18 protein-coding genes are annotated in these 19,132 nt (G+C 70.0%); 10 read left to right on the top strand and 8 right to left on the bottom strand.

Annotated features, from left to right (window positions below; genetic code table 11):
• Positions 1 to 81 precede the first annotated feature (81 nt).
• The gene (locus HS104_37055; GenBank protein MBE7485566.1) at positions 82 to 1,812 is read left to right on the top strand and encodes an NAD-dependent malic enzyme; all 1,731 of its coding nucleotides are present in this window, start codon (positions 82 to 84) and stop codon (positions 1,810 to 1,812) included.
• A gap of 12 nt (positions 1,813 to 1,824) precedes the next feature.
• Here HS104_37055 and HS104_37050 read toward each other — a convergent pair whose 3' ends face one another.
• Positions 1,825 to 2,355 (bottom strand): hypothetical protein, encoded by a 531-nt coding sequence (locus tag HS104_37050; GenBank protein ID MBE7485565.1) that lies wholly within the window; start codon positions 2,353 to 2,355, stop codon positions 1,825 to 1,827.
• A gap of 77 nt (positions 2,356 to 2,432) precedes the next feature.
• Here HS104_37050 and HS104_37045 point away from each other — a divergent pair, with 77 nt between their 5' ends.
• From HS104_37045 to HS104_37015, 7 genes are all read left to right on the top strand, one after another.
• On the top strand, positions 2,433 to 2,915 hold the full coding sequence (locus HS104_37045; GenBank protein MBE7485564.1) for a tetratricopeptide repeat protein: 483 nt from the start codon (positions 2,433 to 2,435) through the stop codon (positions 2,913 to 2,915).
• Between the two features lie 67 nt (positions 2,916 to 2,982).
• Positions 2,983 to 4,740, top strand: a complete 1,758-nt coding sequence (locus tag HS104_37040) for a right-handed parallel beta-helix repeat-containing protein (protein MBE7485563.1) — start codon at positions 2,983 to 2,985, stop codon at positions 4,738 to 4,740.
• A gap of 40 nt (positions 4,741 to 4,780) precedes the next feature.
• Positions 4,781 to 5,542: a sel1 repeat family protein gene (locus tag HS104_37035; GenBank protein MBE7485562.1), complete on the top strand. Its 762-nt coding sequence runs from the start codon at positions 4,781 to 4,783 to the stop codon at positions 5,540 to 5,542.
• Positions 5,543 to 5,566: 24 nt separating this feature from the next.
• Complete coding sequence (locus tag HS104_37030; GenBank protein ID MBE7485561.1) at positions 5,567 to 6,133, top strand: hypothetical protein; 567 nt, start codon at positions 5,567 to 5,569, stop codon at positions 6,131 to 6,133.
• 131 nt (positions 6,134 to 6,264) lie between these two features.
• Complete coding sequence (locus HS104_37025) at positions 6,265 to 7,443, top strand: hypothetical protein (GenBank protein MBE7485560.1); 1,179 nt, start codon at positions 6,265 to 6,267, stop codon at positions 7,441 to 7,443.
• A gap of 86 nt (positions 7,444 to 7,529) precedes the next feature.
• Positions 7,530 to 8,576, top strand: coding sequence for a glycerol-3-phosphate dehydrogenase (locus tag HS104_37020; protein MBE7485559.1), 1,047 nt, complete (start codon positions 7,530 to 7,532; stop codon positions 8,574 to 8,576).
• Between the two features lie 2 nt (positions 8,577 to 8,578).
• Complete coding sequence (locus HS104_37015; protein ID MBE7485558.1) at positions 8,579 to 10,084, top strand: xylulose kinase; 1,506 nt, start codon at positions 8,579 to 8,581, stop codon at positions 10,082 to 10,084.
• Positions 10,085 to 10,119: 35 nt separating this feature from the next.
• Here the strand turns inward: HS104_37015 and HS104_37010 are convergent, their stop codons facing one another.
• From HS104_37010 to HS104_36990, 5 genes are all read right to left on the bottom strand, one after another.
• Positions 10,120 to 10,416 carry a hypothetical protein gene (locus HS104_37010; GenBank protein MBE7485557.1) on the bottom strand — a complete coding sequence of 99 codons (297 nt, stop codon included), beginning with the start codon at positions 10,414 to 10,416 and terminating at the stop codon, positions 10,120 to 10,122.
• Between the two features lie 224 nt (positions 10,417 to 10,640).
• Positions 10,641 to 11,195 carry an inorganic diphosphatase gene (locus HS104_37005; protein MBE7485556.1) on the bottom strand — a complete coding sequence of 185 codons (555 nt, stop codon included), beginning with the start codon at positions 11,193 to 11,195 and terminating at the stop codon, positions 10,641 to 10,643.
• A 14-nt stretch (positions 11,196 to 11,209) separates the two neighbouring features.
• Positions 11,210 to 11,803 carry a hypothetical protein gene (locus HS104_37000; GenBank protein MBE7485555.1) on the bottom strand — a complete coding sequence of 198 codons (594 nt, stop codon included), beginning with the start codon at positions 11,801 to 11,803 and terminating at the stop codon, positions 11,210 to 11,212.
• Between the two features lie 25 nt (positions 11,804 to 11,828).
• Positions 11,829 to 12,182, bottom strand: coding sequence for a hypothetical protein (locus HS104_36995; protein ID MBE7485554.1), 354 nt, complete (start codon positions 12,180 to 12,182; stop codon positions 11,829 to 11,831).
• The gene (locus HS104_36990; GenBank protein MBE7485553.1) at positions 12,183 to 13,016 is read right to left on the bottom strand and encodes a hypothetical protein; all 834 of its coding nucleotides are present in this window, start codon (positions 13,014 to 13,016) and stop codon (positions 12,183 to 12,185) included. It abuts the gene before it with no gap.
• 140 nt (positions 13,017 to 13,156) lie between these two features.
• Here HS104_36990 and HS104_36985 point away from each other — a divergent pair, with 140 nt between their 5' ends.
• Both HS104_36985 and HS104_36980 read left to right on the top strand, forming a co-directional pair.
• Positions 13,157 to 14,365 (top strand): hypothetical protein, encoded by a 1,209-nt coding sequence (locus tag HS104_36985; GenBank protein MBE7485552.1) that lies wholly within the window; start codon positions 13,157 to 13,159, stop codon positions 14,363 to 14,365.
• 39 nt (positions 14,366 to 14,404) lie between these two features.
• Positions 14,405 to 16,348 (top strand): long-chain fatty acid--CoA ligase, encoded by a 1,944-nt coding sequence (locus HS104_36980; protein MBE7485551.1) that lies wholly within the window; start codon positions 14,405 to 14,407, stop codon positions 16,346 to 16,348.
• Positions 16,349 to 16,354: 6 nt separating this feature from the next.
• Here HS104_36980 and HS104_36975 read toward each other — a convergent pair whose 3' ends face one another.
• Both HS104_36975 and HS104_36970 read right to left on the bottom strand, forming a co-directional pair.
• A complete protein-coding gene (locus HS104_36975) occupies positions 16,355 to 17,686 on the bottom strand; it encodes a hypothetical protein (GenBank protein MBE7485550.1) in 1,332 nt (443 codons plus the stop codon).
• A gap of 53 nt (positions 17,687 to 17,739) precedes the next feature.
• Positions 17,740 to 19,095: a hypothetical protein gene (locus HS104_36970; protein MBE7485549.1), complete on the bottom strand. Its 1,356-nt coding sequence runs from the start codon at positions 19,093 to 19,095 to the stop codon at positions 17,740 to 17,742.
• Positions 19,096 to 19,132 lie beyond the last annotated feature (37 nt).

The raw sequence follows: 19,132 nt of genomic DNA, 5'->3' as shown, positions 1-19,132 counted from the left end.
GAAGCCCCAGACACTCGGTCGCGACCAGGGTTCCCTCGGTCCTTCGCACCGCCGGCGCGCGGCGCTAGGGTCAGCGCCGCCATGACCGACTCCCTGGATGACCTCGCCGGCGCCAAAGCGATCGAGACCCGCAAGGCCGGCGTCTGGCTCTTGCACAACCCGTCCACCAACCAAGGCACGGCCTTCGACCGCGCCCAGCGCGACGAGCTCCGCGTTCGCGGCATCGTGCCCTACCGAGTGACCACGCTGGAGGAGCAGGCCACCGCAGCCATCGCGCAAATTCGCGCCAAGACCACACCCCTCGAGCAGTACATCGGCCTGGCCAGCTTGCACGACCGCAACGAGGTGCTCTTCTACCGCGTGCTGGTGGACCACGTCGCGGAGCTGATGCCCATCGTGTACACGCCGACGGTCGGCGAGGCCTGCCAGAAGTTCAGCCACATCTACCGCAGCGCCCGCGGCCTCTGGATCACGCCGGACGACGTGGGCGACATCCCGCGCGTGCTCCGGAACTCCCCATACCGCGACATCCGACTGATCGTGGCGACGGACAACGAGCGCATCCTGGGCCTCGGCGATCAGGGCTGCGGAGGCATGGGCATCCCCATCGGCAAGCTGGCGCTCTACGTGGCCGGCGCCGGCATCCACCCTTCGAAGTGCCTGCCCATCAGCCTGGACGTCGGCACCGACAACGCGGAGTTGCTCGCCGATCCGCTCTACCTGGGCTACCCGAAGAAGCGCCTGCGCGGCGCGGACTACGACGAGTTCGTCGAGGCGTTCGTGCGCGGCGTCCGCGAGGTGTTCCCGCGCGCCATCCTGCAGTGGGAAGACTTCCACAAGGATCGCGCCTTCACCCTGCTGGAGCGCTACCGGCGGCGCATCGTGTCCTTCAACGACGACATCCAGGGCACGGCAAGCGTGGCCGTGGCCGGGATGCTGGCCTCGCTGCGCATCACGCGGCAGCGCATGGCCGACCAGCGCGTCGTGTTCCTGGGCGCCGGCGCAGCCTGCACCGGCATCGCCCGGCTGTGCGCCCTGGCCATGCGCGACGACGGCGCCGACGAGGCCGGCATCCGCCGCGCTCTGCTGGCCTTCGACAGCCACGGCCTGCTCCACGACGGCCGCGAGATGGACGAGCCCCACAAGAAGGAGCTCGCCGTCCCGCGCGAGGCGCTCCGCGCCTACGGCCTCGATCCAGACGCGAAGCTCTCGCCCGTAGACGTGATCCGCGCCGTGAAGCCGACCATCCTGGTCGGAGCCACCGCCCGCGCCGACACGTTCACCCAAGAGATGCTCGAGGCCATGGCGGCTCACGTCGAGCGCCCGCTGGTACTGCCGCTCAGCAACCCCACCAGCAAGGCGGAGTGCACGCCCGCACAGGCCCTGGCCTGGACCGGTGGTCGCGCCATCGTGGCGACCGGCAGCCCCTTCGCCGACGTCGAGCACGGCGGCCGCCGCCACGTGATCGGGCAGGCCAACAACGTCTTCATCTTCCCGGGCGTCGGCCTCGGCACCGCCATCGCGGAGGCTCGGGAGGTCACGACGGAGATGTTCCACATCGCCTCCGCCACCCTGGCCCGCTTCGTGTCTCAGGAGCGCCTCGACCAAGGCGCCGTGTACCCTCACCAGAGCGATCTGCGCCGCGCCAGCTTCGAGATCGCCTGCGCGGTAGTGCGCTACGCCAGCGAGAGCAACCTGGGCCGACGCATCCACCCCGACGAGGTCGAGGACACGGTGCGCCGCGTGGTCTGGGAGCCGCGCTACGTGCCGGTGCGGCACTCGGAAGAGGCGCCGCCGAGCCGCTGGGTGTAGTCCAACGCTGGGTCAGTCCCCCGTGCAGATCTGGATGCAGTCCTTGCAGCCGGCGCAGCTCGCGCCGCAACCGCAAGCCTGGCCGGCGGGGCAGGTCTCGCCCGCACCGCAAGGCGTGGCGCAGGTGGCGCTGTCCGGCGCGGTGAAGGCGCACACTGAGCTGGGCGGACACGCGATGACCTCGCAGGCGTTCGCGACCGCAGGCGCGCAAGCGCCGACGCAGTCCATCGCGGTCTGGAAGTTGTTCGCGTTCCCCTGACAGCCTCCGTAGACGAACGGCTCGCACTTGCCCGTCGCCGCGTTGAACCACCAGCGGCGCATCGCGGCGTCGCAGGGACCGGAGTCCTGAGGCAGCTGGCAGACGTCGCCGCCGCCACCCGTGCCTCCGGTTGCCGAGCCGGCGCTGCCAGCGCCACCACCCGTGCTGCTGCCGGCGCTGCCGCCGGTCGCGGTTCCGCCATCGCTGGTGTCACCGCCGCACGCCAAAGGAGCGACCGCGGCTGCGAGCACGAGCCAGGCCCATTCGTAGCCTCTTCCCTGCATCTCGACGAGTGTAGCGCTCCCCGACCCCGCATGCCTCCCCTCGCCAAACCGGCTGCGGCTCACCATGAGTAGGGGAGATGCCGAACGGAACTGACCGTGCTCGCGCCCTGGGACTCTGGGAAGAGGGCTGCGAGCTCCAGGCGCGACGACGCCTCGACGAGGCCATCGAGTGCTATCGGCGCTCCATCGAGCTGTGTCCGACCGCGGAGGCTCACACCTTCCTGGGCTGGGCGCTCAGCTGGCAAGGGCGCGTGGACGCGGCCATCGAGGAGTGCGAGCGCGCCATCGCCGTCGATCCGGACTTCGGCAACCCGTACAACGACATCGGCGCGTACCTGATCGAGCTCGGGCGTCTCGACGAGGCCATTCCGTGGCTCGAGCGCGCGACCCGAGCCAAACGCTACGAGCCGCGGCACTTCCCCCACCTCAACCTGGCGCGCGTGTACGCCGCGCAGCGCCAGGTCACGCGAGCCCTGCACGAGCTCGAGCGCGCCCTCGAGCTCCACCCGAGCGACCCGACCGCGCTGGCGATGTTGGGGAAGCTCCGGCGCCTCAACTGACCATGCCCCGAGGCGGCGCGCGCCAATTCGGTAGTTCCACGGGACTTGGCCGTGGTACTTGCCGCAGATGATCCAGGCTTCACCCAAGATCCGACTGCTCCTGACTTGTGCTGCGCTGCCGCTCGCCCTGGGCGTTGCCTGTGGAGACGACGATGCCTCGAGCAAGGGCAGTGGCGGCGCCGGCGGCGCTGGGGGGTCGGTCAGCGGGGGCGGCGGTGCCGGCGCCGGTGGCGGCGGTGCCAGCGGCGGCTCCGGCGCAACGGGCGGCAGCGCGGGCGCCAGCGGCGGCAGCGCGGGTGCGGGCGGCGCCAGCGGCGGCAGCGCAGGCAGCGATGGCGGCACGACCGATGCCAGTGACGCGGGCGACGCGGGCGGGATGGGCGTCTACGTCGATTGCGTGAACGGCAGCGACACCACCGGCAATGGCACGTTGAGCACGCCATTCAAGACCATCGAGAAGGCCGCCGGTGTCGCGGCGAAGGGTGACGTCGTCACCATTCTCGACGGCAAGTGCGACGAGACCACGGAGCCCAAATTCAACCAGGCCAACGGCACCGTCGACTTCCCGGATGGAGTCGGCGTCAAGGCGCAGAATGCCGGCAAGGTGACGCTGCAAGGAGGCACGCCCTTCCGTTCCGCCGGCTTCAAGTTCGTGGGCTCGGGCAGCGTCACGGGACTGTCCTTCGTGCGCTTCGGTCGAGCCATCTCCGCTTCGTCCGGAACGCTCGGCGTGCACGAGACTTCCTTCGACGACGTCTACCAGGGCCGACCGCTGGAGCTCAGCGGCAGCGTCGTCGCCACGCTGACGCCCGGAGCGCTGACCAACTACATCGGGACCAATCAGCACGGTATCGCGCTGCTCCAAGGCAGCGCCAAGCTGACCGTCACCGGGGGAGCAGTCAGCGGCGCGCTGGACTCCGGGATCTCCGGCGACTCCCTGTTCGCCGTTCGCGATGCGTCCGAGCTGGTGCTGACCGGGGTGACGCTCGCCGACAACAAGCTGAGCGGCATCGCGGCACGCAACACGGCCAAGGTCCGGGTCACGAGCTCGAGCACCATCAAGAACACGGCGTCGGTGGCGTGCTGTGGGCAGTCGTCCATCCGCCTGCAGGACACCGCCTTGCTCGAAGTAACCGACTCGAAGATCGAGGCAGCGCCGGCCCCCGCCATTCTCATCGACGACGTGTCCGCGACCGGATCGGCCAAACAGACCGTGAATCTCTCGAACAGCTCCATCACGGGCAGCACCCACGGCATCCTGTCTCTCTCGACCTCTGGAGCGCTCCCGACCGTCAGCCTCGACGGCGTGGCGATCGCGAACAACGGCACGGGGATCTCGCTTCAGTCGGGCGGCGTGCTGGTCATCAAGGCGAGCACCATCAACGACAACAAGACGCCGTGCGGGCCCGGCATCTACCTCGGTAAGGCCTCGGCGGTGAGCTCGCTCGAGCTGCGCTCGACGCAGGTCAAGAACAACTGCACCGCGGGCATCCAGTTCCTGGGCGCCGCAGGCTCGAGCATCGATCTCGGCCGCGGCAACTCGCTCGGGCAGAACACCATCACCGGCAACGGGACGTCCGGCGTCGGCGGCCTGACCGTGGAGACGGCGGCGGCCATCGTCGCCTACGCGGCGGGCAACACCTGGAATCCGAGCGTGCAGGCCGCCAGCGCTTCGGGCACGTACGCGGTCCCGACCGGGCAGAACAAGCTGGACGTGACCGGGGCGCAGATCGGCCAGAACTACGCGATCAAGGGCTCCGCTGCCGCCAGCATCGTGGTCCGCCTGGCGGAGAACGCCTGCATCCCGCAGGCGACCTGTAATTGACCGGCGGGCGACACGGCCCGTCGCTGGGTAGACTCTCAGCGTGACGCTCCGCTTCGCCCTCGCCCTGTGCTCGGCAGCGCTCGCGCTCGGAGCGGCGGCTGACGCCCGCGCCGAAGAAGGCGGCGCATGGGTGACCCATGAGAACGGCGAGCACCGTTACATCCCCGCCAAGGAATGGCAGAGAGAGCGCGCTCGCGCCGAGGCCGCCGCGCGCAGAGAGGCCGCCGACAACGCGCTCGCTTGCCGGCGCGGGGAGGGGTTCGCGTGCAGCCTGCTCGGCAGCGCGTATGAGGATGGCCGCGGTGTGCCGAAGAGCGCGGCTCGTGCCAAGGCCCGTCGAACGCGCGCCGCGGCGCTCTGGTCTGCGACCTGCCGTCGAGGGGACTTCGCCGCCTGCGCCGCGCTGGCGGACGCGTTGGAGACGGGGCAAGGCGTGAAGCGCGACCCTGCGCGGGCCGAGACGTTGGCCCGGCTGGCGAATCGGGGATTCCGCAAGCGCTGCGACGCCGGTGACGGAGACGCCTGTCACGCGCTGGGCACGCAGTACATCCTGGGCGCGGGCGTGGCGCGCAGCTGGGACGAGCAGCAACGGCTGTACCGCCGAGCGGACGAGCTGCGCCGGGCGGCCTGTGGCCGGGGCGCATGGGCAGCGTGCCGCGCCGCCGCTTCGCAGATTGGGATCGGCGACGGCGTGCCGCGCGACGCGGCGAAAGCCGCCGAGCTCCAGGCGCGGGCGGTCGCACTGGCAAAGACAGCCTGCAGCGGCGGCGACCAGGCGGCGTGCGCCTACCTTCGCCGTTAGCCTGGATGCGGTATCATCTTCCCGATGAACGCGATGGTCTGGGCAACGGGCGTGCTCTTCCTTGCGGTGGCCTGCGGAGGTGAGTCCGAGAGCGACGGCTCGGGCGGGACGTCCGGCAGCGGCGGCGCCGGTGGCAGCGTGGGCGGTGCCGGAGGCGCGCCGGGCGGCGCCGGTGGCAGCGGCGGAAGCGTGGGCGGCAGCGGGGGCGGCGGCGGCGCGGGCGGCAGCGCAGGCGCGGGCGGTGCGGCGGGCAGCGGCGGAGTGGACTGCAACCCGAGCACCGTGTCGTGCAAGGCGATGCAGCCCATCTGCCCCAAGGGACAGGTGCCCGCGGTCGAGAACGGTTGCTGGGGCCCCTGCGTGCCCGTCTTGACCTGCAAGCCGGAGAAGGACTGCTCGACCTGTACGAACGGCTGGTGCGCGGCCTACGTCTCGTTCGGCACCGAGTACCGTTGCGTGTCGCCGTCGATCCAGTGCGCGGCGCTAGCATGCTCTTGCCTCGCAGACTACTTCTGCGCGTCGCCGTTCGATGCCTGTACCACTCCGGGGGGGGGTGCCACCAAGGTGTCCTGCGAGTGTCCAACCTGCTGAGATGGCGGCGTTCGCGCGGCCTGGGCGGCCGCGCGGGTAGCGTTTTCGCGCGAAACGGTGCAATCTAAGCGCTGCTTATTGCGAAAGAGTGAGGGGCCATGTCTCGTCTTCTGCCTAGTACTGCGATTGCGTTGGGAATCATTGCGGCCATCCCGCTCAGCTGCGGCGGTGAGGAGCGCACGTTCGGCTCGACCACGGGCGGCGCCGCCGGCACTGCCGGGAGCGGCGCCAGCTCGGGCACGGGCGGCGCGGGCACGGGCGGCACGGGCGCCGGCGGCACGGGCGCCGGCGGCACGGGCGGCAGCGCTGGCACGGGAGACGCGGGAAAGACCTGCTCCAATGCCTCGGACTGCGACGACGGCCTGCTCTGCAACGGTACGGAGACCTGCGAGGGCACGTTCTGCAAGGCTGGGACGAACGCGACGGATGGGACGCCGTGCGTGCCGCCGGTCGACGGAGGTGTCGGCGACGGGGGTGTGACCTACAGCTGCGTGGCAGGCGCCTGCTTGGCCGTGTGTGTGAACGACGCAGACTGCGACGACAACGACGTCTGCACCGGGACCGAGACGTGCAGCCCGACGACCAAGACCTGCCAGAAGGGCACACCGCTGGTCTGCGACGACAAGAGCGACTGCACGGAGAACAAGTGTGATCCGACGACGGGTTGCTTCCATCCCCTGATCGACGCGGACGGCGACAACCACGCCGCCACCAGCTTGGGCGCCTGCGGGGACGACTGCAACGACAGCGACGCCACCGTCTACACAGGGGCCGCGGAGCTCTGCGACGGCAAGGACAACAATTGCGACAGCAAGACCGACGAGATCGCTCCCAGTTGGTATCCCGACTGCGACAAGGACAGCTTTCCTCCCGTCAACGCGACCGGGACGCAGAGCTGCGCCGCGCCGACGACGGCGCCCGCGACGTGTCCGGGCGGCGGCTGGACGGCCAAGGCGCCCGGTTCGGGCACCACCGACTGCTTCGACACCAACGCGGCCGTCCACCCCATGACGGCCACCGAGAACAACACCGCCTGGAGCAGCAAGGCGATCCCCGGGGCCACCACCGCCGTGGACTTCGACTACAACTGCGACGGAGTCGAAGAGAAGCGCTTCAACACCGGCTACGTCTCGACGAGCGCGAGCTGCACCCTGCAGTGTGGCTCGAGCGGCATCTGCTATTGCGCAGGCACCGCCGGCTACACGGGTGCGGTACCGGCCTGCGGCACATCGGCCAACTACACGAGCTGTTCGATGACGCTCGGCTGCAAACGAACGGCGGCCGCGCCGAAGATCCAAGAGTGCCGCTAGCGTTGCGGCCGAGTTGAAGCGAGAGCTCCGCGGCCGGGCCGACTGCCCCCTTCCCCACCCGCCGTCCCCGCGGCATGCTGCCGCCGATGGCAGTCGTCACCGTCGTCGGCGCAGGCATGATGGGCACCGCGCTGTGCTACCCGCTCTGCGACGCCGGGCACGAGGTGCGCCTGGTCGGCACGCACCTCGACCGAGAGATCGTCGAGTGCCTGAAGAGTCGAAGCCACCACCCGAAGCTCGCCCTCGACGTCCCGACGGAGATTCGCCCGTACTTCCTGGAGGAGCTCGGCGCCGCGATGCGCGGTGTGGAGATCATCGGCGTCGGCGTGAGCTCGGCGGGCGTGCACTGGGCCGGCGAGCAGCTCCGGCCCTTCGTGCGGCCGGAGATCCCGGTGGTGATGATCACCAAGGGCCTCGAGTGGTCGGGACAGGAGCTCGCGGTGCTTCCGGACGTGCTGGAGAGCTGCCTTGCTCCGGAGCTCCGGGGCAAGATCCACCCCGCGGCCGTGGCCGGCCCCTGTATCGCCGGTGAGCTGGCGCGGCGAGTCGAGACCTGCGTCGTCGTCACCGGCCGCGACGGCGACAAGCTCGGGCGTTTGGAGCGCGCGCTGCGCACGCCCTACTACCACCCCTTCACCAGCAGCGACGTCGTCGGCGTCGAGGTCTGCGCGGCGCTGAAGAACGCCTACGCCATGGGCATCGCCTTCGCGCTTGGCCTGCACGAGAAGAGCGGCGGCGTGCCCGGCAGCATCGCGCAGCACAACTACGAGGCCGCGGTCTTCGCCCAGAGCGTGCGCGAGATGCGCCTCTTGGTCCGCGCCGCGGGCGGCGATCCCGAGAGCGCCTCGGGACTGGCGGGCGTCGGCGATCTCGACGTGACCACCAACGGCGGCCGCACCGGACGCTTCGGCAAGCTCCTGGGCCTCGGCCTCTCCGTCGCCGAAGCCGTGGAGCGCATGCAGGGCGCCACGCTCGAGTGCCTGGACATCCTGCGGGTGATGCGCGCCGCGCTGCCCAGCCTGAGGGCACTCGGCGCGATCGGGCAGAACAGTGTCCCGCTCCTCGAGCACCTGGCCGAGGTGGCCCTCGACGGCAAGCCCGTCGCCGTTCCGTTCGCGCGCTTCTTCGGGTGACCATGCTCGTCCTCGGCATCGACGCCAGCACCACGGCCGTGAAGGCCATCGCCTGGGACACCGCGGGCACCAGCGTGGCCGAGGGACGCGCCGGTTATTCCTTGGAAAACCCGGCGCCCGGCGCCTGGGAGCAAGACGCGGAGGCGTGGTGGTCGGCGACGCGTTTCGCCATCGCCGAGTGCGTGCGCGCGCTCGGCCCGCGGGCCTCCGAGCTCCAGGCCCTGTGCATCACGCACCAGCGCGAGACCTTCGTGCTCACCGACGCCGACGGCAAGCCGCTCTGCCCGGCGCTGGTCTGGATGGACTCGCGAGGCACCGGAGAGGTCGAGGGCGCGCGCGCGCGCCTCGGCGCCGAGCGGCTGCGCGAGCTGTCCGGCAAGCCTGCCTGCATCACACCGTCGATCTACAAGCTGATGGCGCTGTTCCAGCGCCGGCCGGATCTGGCGCGAGCCTCTGCGCGCGTGCTCGACGTGCACTGCTTCCTGGCCTGGCGCCTCACCGGGCGCTTTGCCACGTCCCTCGCCTCGGCGGATCCCCTCGGCTTGGTGGACATGCGGCGGCGCGCCTGGTCGCCGGAGCTGCGCGGGCTGGCGGGGCTCGCAGAGAACCAGCTGCCCGAGCTGGTCGAACCGGGCAGCGAGCTCGGCAAGCTCGAAGCGCAGGTCGCTTCGACCATCGGGCTGCCGCCAGGTTTGCCGGTGATCGCAGGCGCCGGCGACGGCCAAGCCGCGGGGCTCGGAGCCGGGATCTCCGGTCCGGGCCGCTCCTACTTGAACCTCGGCACCGCAATCGTGTCGGGGGTGCTCTCGGAGGAGTACCGCGTCAGCGACGCCTTCCGCACGCTGTATGCGGCCCAAGCGGGGACCTTCTTCCTGGAGACGGATCTGAAAGGCGGGACGTTCACGCTGAGCTGGCTCGCGGAGAAGCTGCTCGGTTCGAGCGACGCGACGAAGAAGCTCGGGGAGCTCGAGCGCGAGGCCGGAGCGCTGCCCGCCGGCTCCGAGGGGCTCCTGCTCGTCCCCTACTGGAATGGCGTGATGAACCCGTACTGGGACGACGACGCCACCGGCATGCTGGTGGGGCTCACCGGACGCCACGGGCCGGCACACGTGTACCGCGCCGTGCTCGAGGGCATCGCCTTCGAGCAACGCCTGCACACGAGCGGCGTCGAGGCGGCGACGGGCAGCGCCATCGACGAGATGGTGGTGATGGGCGGCGGCTCGAAGAGCGCGCTCTTCTGCCAGCTCTTGGCAGACGTGCTCCAGAAGCGCATCACCCGCGCGCGTGCGACCGAAGCGACGGCCCTCGGAGCGGGGATCTTGGCCGCCGTCGGCGCGGGCCTCCACGCCGACCTCTCGACCGCAACTCGGCAAATGACCGGGACCGGAGAGAGCTTCGAGGGCGGCGTGGACTCGGCGCGCTACGCGGCGCTCTACCCGCTGTACGAGAGGCTCTTCCCGACTCTGCGCGCGACGCTCGCCGAGCTGGGCCGGCTCACGCGGCAGTAGTCTTGCGCGCCTTCGCGCCCTCGAGTCGAGGTGCCTCAGCTCTTGCCGGGCGGCGGCTCGGCGAACTCGCCCGGCTTCTTCTCGGGCTCGAGCGGCATCGGCTGCGACAAGCAGACCTGGGGCTCCGGCTCGGGGCCCGCGTCTTCGTGCATCGGCTGCGACAGACACGGCTGCGGCTCCGGATCCGGCTGAACCGAGAGGCATGGCTGCGCCGAGAGGCACACCTCCGGCGGCGGCGACGCCTTGCACGACTCCACGCTCAGCGCAGCCACCGCGGCCGCCAGGAATTTCGCCCGTCGTGCCAGGATCCGCTGCCGGTCGTCGTCGCTCATCGAGGCCCAGCTTACACCAGACTCGGGTTTCGCTCTTTCGCGCCCCGTGTTTGGCGCCACGCCCTGCCTTCGTCGAGGTTGTTGTCGAGACGCACTCGGGGAGCGCCAGGCGAAAGTTCCCACCTGACGAGGGCTCGCGCCGGCCTCGCCGCTGTTCTCGTGGGTCTTGGTCTCAGTGGCGGATCGCGATCTGCTCGTGCCAAGACACCGAAAGTCGAGTCAGATCAGCCCCAGCCTCGAAGCCTGCTCTCTTCTCTGCGATAGAGCTCGATAGCCTCTTCGACGACGCGCTCCGCCTCCACGCGCCCCACCGGATCCTCGGCGACGATGTCCTTCCGCGCCTCGAGCGACTTGTAGTCCAGGAAGAAGCGCTGGATCTCCCGGGCCAGGTGCCGAGGCAGCTGCTCGATCTGCTCGTATTCGTTGAAGGCCGGGTCGTGCAGGTGCACGGCGATGATCTTGTCGTCGGCCTTCCCGTCGTCGACCATGCGCACCATGCCGATGGGCCGCGCCACCATGATGCACATCGCCTCGACGGACTCGCTGCACAAGACCAGGATGTCGAGCGGATCGCCGTCGCCGCAGTAGGTACGCGGGATGAAGCCGTAGTTCGCCGGGTACTGCACCGAGCTGTGGAGCACGCGGTCCACGCGCAAGAGGCCCGTCGGCTTGTCGAGCTCGTATTTGACCTTGGACCCGCGGGGGATCTCGATCAGGGCGTTGACCGCGTCGCTCGGGGAGGGGGGTCGGCTCGGGAGCTCGTGCCAGGCGTGGACCATGCCCGACAGTCTACTCACTTTCCGAGCGTGTACTTGATCGAGTAGCTGATGACCGTCGGCCCCTTCTTGGGCTTTTCGAACTCCACCAGCTCGAACACCTGGACCACGCAGTCGCGGAAGCCGGTGCCCTTCATCCCGGTGCGCGGCTGCTTCACCTGCGCGTGACCGCCGTCCCGACCGATGTGCAGGTCCACGCCGAAGGTGCCGCCTTTGACCGGATCTTCGACCTTGGCGTAGCAGGATCGGAAGGCGTCGAACTGCTTCTCGATGGCACGCAGGAAGGGCGCCTTGGCGGCGTCGTCGTTGGGCCCGCCGCCGATGTGCAGGCCCACGTTCTCGACCTTCACTTCGGGCAAGGAGCCGACGGCCGGCGGCGGCGCCTCCGGCACCGCGGCCGATGCGCTCGCAGCCGGCGGCGGGGCAGCGGCAGGCGTGCTGGGCGCGACCTCCGGAGCCGCCGCGCTGGCCACGGGCGAGCTCGCCCCTTCGGCCTCCACGGGACAGGTCTCGGCCTTGGCCGACCTGGCCTCGCAGGGCGGGCACGAAGCACAGCCGAGCTGAACGCCGGCCAGCACGAGACCGAGAGCTCCGAAACGCGCGTCGAGCATGCGCCCGAGATAGCGCAAAGCCGCGTCAGCGGGAAGCGCTCGACTGGCCGCGCTCCTCGCGCAGGCGCGTGCCGACCGCCCAAAGGTACTCCGCCATGGCGGAGGCTTCGTCGTCCGTCAGCTGGACGCCGTGCTCCCGACGCATCTCGGCGATTTCCTCGGCCCACTGCGCCGGCGGCACCTCGTCCGGCGACTTCAGCGAGTGGCAGCCTGCGCAGCTCCGCACGTAGAGCGAGCGCCCGTGGGCCAGGCGCTCGCCCGTGGCTCCAGGAAAACGCTGGCTCGCCCTGGCCACGTCTGCGGAGGTCGGCGCAGGCAGGCCCGCTGCACATCCCATGAATGCAGCGGCCAAGCAGACCAGGGCGAGCCAGCGGTTCATCTAGAGATCCATCCCGAACAAGATGCGGGCATTGAGCCGCTCGTGGTGCGCGAGGTCGAAGGTGTCGTGACTCGCCTTGCTCTCGTCGTCGCCTTGGATGGCGAAGAGCTGGGGCATTACGGTCAGCGCCATCCACCACGCCTTCTGGGCGTAGGCGAATGAGGGACCGGCGAAGAACGCCGTCGCCGCGTGATCGCCGTCCACCAGCTCGGTATGGCTCCGGGCCTCGACACCCAGCACCAAGCTCGGGGTCAGGAAGTAGCCGAAGGCCAGGTCGGCCTCCAGCACCACCTCCCGCACGGTCTCGTCCTTCGACTCGAACTCCCACTCGTGCTCGGCCACGGCGTTGAACGCCACCAGCGCGTCACCCATGCGCTTGTCGAGGATCACCTTGGCCTCGAGCTCCGCCTCGGCGGGCGCCGCCGTCCACTCGAAGTACAGCGCGGAGCCCAGCGGATCCGCGAACGAGTCGCTGAGCTTGTACTTCCACTCGTTGGACACGCCGCCGAACTCGAAGCCAGTGGCGCGCGTGGTCTGCCCCGTCGTCGCGTCGGTCTGGTCGGCGGCGAGCGCCGTCATGTTCCAGTACCAAGCCATCTGGAGGTTCGGCACCACGCCGAACTCGAACTCGAGGCGCTGGTCGAAGCGGCTGTAGTAGTCCTTGCGCCCGGCGCGCCAGGTCGTCCAGGGCTCGATCTCGACGTCGCCCGGGTTCAGCACGTTGGACTCGTAGGTGTAGGTGAAGTGGCGCTCGGAGGCCGCAACTTCCGGCGCAAGCGCCAAGGTCAGCGGCAGAACGAGCAGTGATGCGAGGCAGTTGGTTCGAAGGGACACGGTGTTCATCTCTCCGGGGAACGGGTTGGAGGATGCCGTTATTGAAAATGATTGTCAATATCGAATTCATCAGCGGCCCCGAGGCCGCAGAATCCAGGGCTTTTGGCCCCAGCGGACCCAGACCTGTGGCACACCAGGCCATGCACTCCGGGGCCGCCGCGCTCTCGGCGCTCGCTCTCTTCGCGCTCGCCTGCCAGCGCGAGCGCCCGAGCCCCGCCCCCACGCCGAGCACCCCGACGCCGCCGGCTGCGAACTCCGCAGCGCCGACCGCGACGAGCGTCGAGCGCGAAGAAGCCCTCGACGCCGGCGGCCTCGCGGACGCGACGCCCGCCGAAGCGCCGGAGCTCGCCGACGTCGGCCCCGCGGGTCCGGCCAGCGCGACCCCGCGCGGCGTGGTGCTGATCACGCGCGACGATCAGCTCCTGCTCGCGGCGCTCTCCAAGGATCCGAAGTCGCTGCTCGAGGCGATCGATCTCGACGGCGGCGCCTTCGCACAATACGCACGAGGGCCGGCGATCACCGGGGACTTCGCCTACTGGATCTCGAAGGGGCGCTTGGTCGGCAAGAGGCTCTCTGGTGGCGGCCTCGAGGTGCTGGCGGAGGACGCCCGCGACGGCACCCGGGTCGCCGCTGCCTCGGTGGGGGAGAGCGCAGTCGTCGCTTACGTCGCCCGCCCGTCCACTCCCGGCGGCGATGCCACCGCGCGGCTTTGGGTCTCAGGTGGCGAGACGCTGCGGCTGTCCCCGGAGGGTGCCGCCGCCAGCAGCGTGGCGCTCGTCGAGACCGCGCACGGAGCTCTGGCGCTCACCCTGGAAGGCCGCACCGGCATGACCCCACTGCACGCGAGGCGCCTCGGCGAGCGGGGCGGAAAGGTCGTGCTGGAAGACGACGTCGTGGCGTGGGTCGGCGGATCCGCGCAGTCGCTCACCGAGGTGGTGGGGGGCGTCAGCCCGAACGGAGGCGTTTGGGGATTCGTCGCCATCGAGCGCGACGTGACCGGCTTCGGGCTGGCCGAGATCGACCTCGGCGAGCGGCCGAAGATGGGCGCCCCAGTCACCTGGCGCATGTATCCGAACGGGCTGGATCCCGCCCCGGTCGCCACCGGACGCGCCTGCGGCGAGACCTGGCTCGCCCACGCGCGTCCGGCGGAGTCGAAGCCTGGCGCGCCGCAGGAGCTCCACCTCTCCGCGCTGGGCGCCAATGGCCTCGGGCCTTCGCGCGTGCTCTCGAGGTCGAGGGCGTTCGTCAACGTGTCCGTGGCTGCCGCGGGCGACGCGATCTTGGTGGCTTACACCGCGGACCACCGCACCTGGGGCGTGCGCGTGCGCTGCGCGCCCAAGAAGAAGTGAGCGCGGATCCAGGCGACCCAGGATAAGCTCGCGCTCCCCATGCTCGACCAGATCCGTCCCCCCAAGCACCCCGTTCGCCCCGTGACTCCCAGCTGCAAGACGCTGCCGGAGCTGTTCCTCGGTCGGGTCGATCGCTCGCCGCACGCCACGGCCTGGAAGCGCAAGCTCGACGGACAGTGGGTGGCCTCGACCTGGCGTGACTTCTACGAGGCCTCCGCGTCGCTGGCGGGCTGGCTGATGGACGCCGGACTGAACCCCGGCGACAAGATCACCATCGTCGGCAGCACGCGCCCAGAGTGGTGCATCGCCGACATGGGCGGCCTCCTCGCCGGCGCGATCACCGTCGGCGCCTACCCCACGCTCACCCCCGAGCAGCTCGCCTACATCCTGGAGCACTCCGACTCGCGCTTCGTCATCGTCGAGGACGCGGAGCAGCTCGAGAAGGTCATCTCCGCCAAGGCCAGCCTGCCCAAGCTCGAACGGGCGCTGGTCTGGGAGCCCCGCGGCCTGGAGGACACGCTGAAGCGCGAGGGCTGGATCGAGCCATTTTCCCACGCCCTGAAGCAGCAGCCGGAGCGCGGTCGCATCGACGAGCGAGCGAGCAAGGTGGATCCGAAGACCACCGCCATCATCGTCTACACGAGCGGCACGACCGGGCCGCCCAAGGGTGCGATGATCTCCCACGAGAACATCGTCACGCTGCTCGGCAGCTCGACCATCATGGAGTTCGACGAGAACGACTGCGGCCTGAGCTTCTTGCCCATGGCCCACGTCGCCGAACGGGTGCTCGCGTTCTACGGCCGCATCAACTACGGCACCGCCACCGCCTACGCCAGCAGCGTGCCCGCCGTGCTCGAAGAGGTGAAGGAGGTGCAGCCCACCATCTTCGGCAGCGTGCCGCGCATCTTCGAGAAGGCCTACGCGCGCATCCAGGGCGAGGTCCAGAAGGCGCCACCGGGCAAGCAGAAGGCGTTTCGCTGGGCCGAAGGCGTGGGCCACGAGGTGGTGGCGCTGTGGCAGGCCGGCAAGCCCATCCCGCTCGGCCTCAAGCTCAAGCACGCCGTCGCCGACAAGCTGGTGTTCTCGAAGCTGCGCGCCGTGTTCGGCGGCAAGGTCCGCTACTTCGTCACCGGCGCGGCGCCCATCCCTCGCAAGATCATCGAGTTCTTTTGGGCCGCCGGCTTCCCCATCTTCGAGGTCTACGGCATGACGGAGGCGACGGTCGTTACCCACGTGAATCGCCCGGGCGCGGTGCGACTGGGCTCGGTGGGCAAGCCGCTCGCGTTCGTCGAAGACAAGCTGGCCGAGGACGGCGAGATCCTGATCCGCGGCAAGACCGTGTTCCAGGGCTACTACAAGGCGCCCGAGGCCACCGCCGAGACCATCGACGCCGACGGCTGGCTGCACACGGGCGACATCGGCAAGCGCGACGACGCCGGCTTCCTCTTCATCGTGGATCGCAAGAAGCACATCATCATCACCGCCGGCGGGAAGAACCTGACCCCCGCGAACATCGAGAACGAGATCAAGCACCAGGATCCGCTGATCAGCCACGTGCACGCCCACGGCGACACGCGCGCCTACGTGACCGCCATCGTGTCCGTGAGCCCCATCGAATCCATCGACTGGGCCGTGCAGAAGGGCATCGGCCCCGACGACTCCACCGTAGCCCGCATGAAGAAGGCGTTGATGGAGAACCCACTGGCGCGGCCCGAGGGGCTCGACGAGCTGATGGGCAAGGTCACCGCTCACCCGGAGCTCCGGCAGCGCATCGCGGAGGCGGTCCACCGCGGCAATCAGAAGCTCTCCCGCGTCGAGCAGGTCAAGCGCGTGTTCCTGCTGGAGCGCGAGTTCTCCCTCGACCAGGACGAGATCACGCCGACCCTGAAGGTGAAGCGCAAGAACGTCGAGAAGAAGTTCGCGGCGACGTTCGACAGGCTCTACGAGGATCCGAGCTTCGGCATCGTCGTGATCGACAAGTAGACGCGTTCACTCGGCGCCGATCTTCTCCAGCACCAGCGCGACTGTCGGGCCCGGATTGCAGAAGTAGTTTCCCGGGCCGCTCTTCAAGGCGAGCTGAAAGCCGACGACCGAGCCTGCCGCGGGCAGCGGGACGACGTCGTCGCCGAACGTCGCTCCGTAGCCCAGGGTGAGCGCAGCTGCCGTGGCGCTGCCGTCGAAGTGCCCCACCGCGGTGGTCGAGGTCTCGCCGCTCGGTGCGTAGAGGCGAAGCTCGAACTCGGGCACTGCAGTCGCAGAGTCGGCGATGACCCGAGTGCGCAGGCGCACCTTCGTCTTGCCGTTTACCTCGAGCAGCCCTCGCACGTCGCCGACGGGGGCCTGGCACTTGTCGCCGGGACCCAGGCTCACACAAGCGCCCGCCTCGCAGATCCCGGCAGTAGTGCCGTCCTGATGCGCGGCGGGCCCGCTCGTTGCGAGGCTCGAGCCGGCCTCGAGGTCGTGGACGACCAGCAGCTTGCCGAGGGCGACCACCTTCACGTTGGCCTTCATCGCGAGGCTCGCGTTGCCGTTCAGGTCGTTCACTGGGCCCATGGCCAAGTCGAAGGAGGAACCACCCGCGAGGGACGCCCAGTCCGTGAACGTACCGACCAGGGCTCGGGCTCCGGTCCACGCCGGCGCTCCGGGCTCGGCCTTCCAGGCGAGCGATGGCGGTGCGCCGGACGCCACGCTGAGCGACACCGCGGCGGCGAGCTGCGTTGGATCTACTCCCTCGCTGACCAGCACGTTCACCTTGTGCCAAGGCAGGACGCCTTGGGCGTACATGTCGAGGCCCGGTGGCTGGGCGTCGAACGCGATCGTGCCGGAGAACTCCGTGACCTCGTTGACCAGCATGTCGCCCTGGAACAACCCGCTGTAGCGGGAGCGCGCCTGGAAGCTTCCGGTGAGCGCGCCGTCGGCAGCCCGCGGCAAGACCAGCTCCTCGATGGTCACCGAGTTGGCCTTGCCGCACCCACTCAAGCTGACCGCTGCCGCGCCAACGGTCACGCTGCACGCGACCTCGGAGCCGAGCGCTGCCTCGAACGCGCCCGCGCTCTGGCGGAGGTCGAGCCGAGTCGTAGCGAAACCGGGTCCGGTCAGCGTCTGCTCTTTCTTGGTGGTGGTGAGCGTGAAGGACGGCTTCTCCGCTGGCCACGCGAAGCTCCCGGTCGCCGGGGCGCCACCGGTCCCGGGCTGCGCGCCCGTGCCGGGAGTGCCCGCCGAACCACCTACACCGGCACCGCCCGTCCCACCGGAGTTGTCCGCCTCGCCGCCGCAGGCGGTCGCCAGCAGGACGACTCCGAGCGCTGCAATCTGCTTCATGGGCGTGCCTTGGGAGCAAGGCGCGTGCCGCGAGTTCGTGCCAGAGTGTGCCGTCACGGTAGCGGGTGCTGGCGCAGGAAGTCGAGCATGGCGGGCTCGTGGTCCACGACCCCGCCGGCCGTGCCGGCGATGCCGTCCGGCCAGTCCGTGTGGATCAACGTCGCCACCAGCGCGCCGCAGGTCGCGGCGGGCATGCAGCTCGTGACGACCTCGCCGGTGCCCTTGATCTTGAGCCACTGGACCGTCGGCGTGCCGACCTTCGCCGTCAGATCCGAGACCCAGGTGGACATAGTCGAGCCAGGAGCGAGCTCGCTGCCCTTGGCGATCTCGGCGGCCTGCGCGTCGTCGCAAGGCATCAGATCGCACCACCCGCTGACGATGAAGATCGGCACGCTGCTCTTTGGGTAGGGCGCGAGCTGGCAGGAGGGCGTCTGCCCGACCTGGGTGTTATGGAACGGATCGGCGCCCGAGTAGACCGCCGCCGCCGCCACGCGGTTGCCGCCGGGGCTCGGCTGCTCGTGGCGCGCGATGGCGTAGGCCTGCGCGAAGCGCCCGCCGTTGGACCAGCCGGTGACGTAGATGCGCTTCGGATCGACCTTGCCGCTCCCTACCCAGGCGTCGATGAAGGCGTCCGCGTTCGCGAAGTCAGGGTTCGTGGAGCAGCCGCCGAGGTCCCGGTAGAAGGTGTCGTGCTTGGAGCCGTCCTGGTTGGTCGCGGTGGGCCAGTGCAGGTTCCTCGCCTGGATGCTCAGCAGCGCGAAGCCCTTCTTCTGCGGGTCCCCGCTGAGGTCGTAGCTCGCGGCCTTCTGGCGCAGGAGCGAGGTGTCGTAGACGTTCTCCGCGCCGCCGCCGCTGCCGTGGAAGTAGACCAGGAGCGGCAACGCGGCGCTCGGGCTCGGCGAGTGCGCGCAGGCGTAGCGCGGCGTGCCGTCGATACCCTGCCGGCTCTCCGGCGCGCCGTCGTCGAAGGCCGGGTGCTTGGCGTTGGTCGTCTTGCACACCGGAACGTCGGTGGGCGTGGTGATCGGGCCCGTGTACGTGGCGAGGTACTTCGTGCAGGGGTTCGTCGCGCTGCAGGTCGGCAGCGGTGCGCCGGCGCCCGTCGTCGCGTTGCAGTCGAGCCCGCCGTCGCCCGCCGGCGGCTTCGGATCACAGCCGGCGTCCGCCCCACCGCCGCTGCCTCCGGCGCCACCGCTGGCGCCACTGCCGGTCGCTCCGCTACCGGTCGCGCCGCTGCCAGAGCTTCCGCCGCTCGCGCCCGCGGCTCCGCCGCTCGCGCCACCCGCTCCGCCGCTCGTCTTGCCTCCGTTCGCACCGCTGCCGCCGGCGCCTGCGTCCGAGTCCTCGCCGCCACATGCCCAGAACACGAGCGGCAGCCCAACCAGCGTCACACCCCATACGCACCGCATGCCGACCAGGCTACGGGTTTTCGAAGCAGCCGTGAAC

This window comes from Polyangiaceae bacterium (assembly GCA_015075635.1).
Classification (GTDB): Bacteria; Myxococcota_A; Polyangia; order Polyangiales; family Polyangiaceae; genus JADJKB01.
This window is presented reverse-complemented; position numbering and strand designations above follow the sequence as displayed.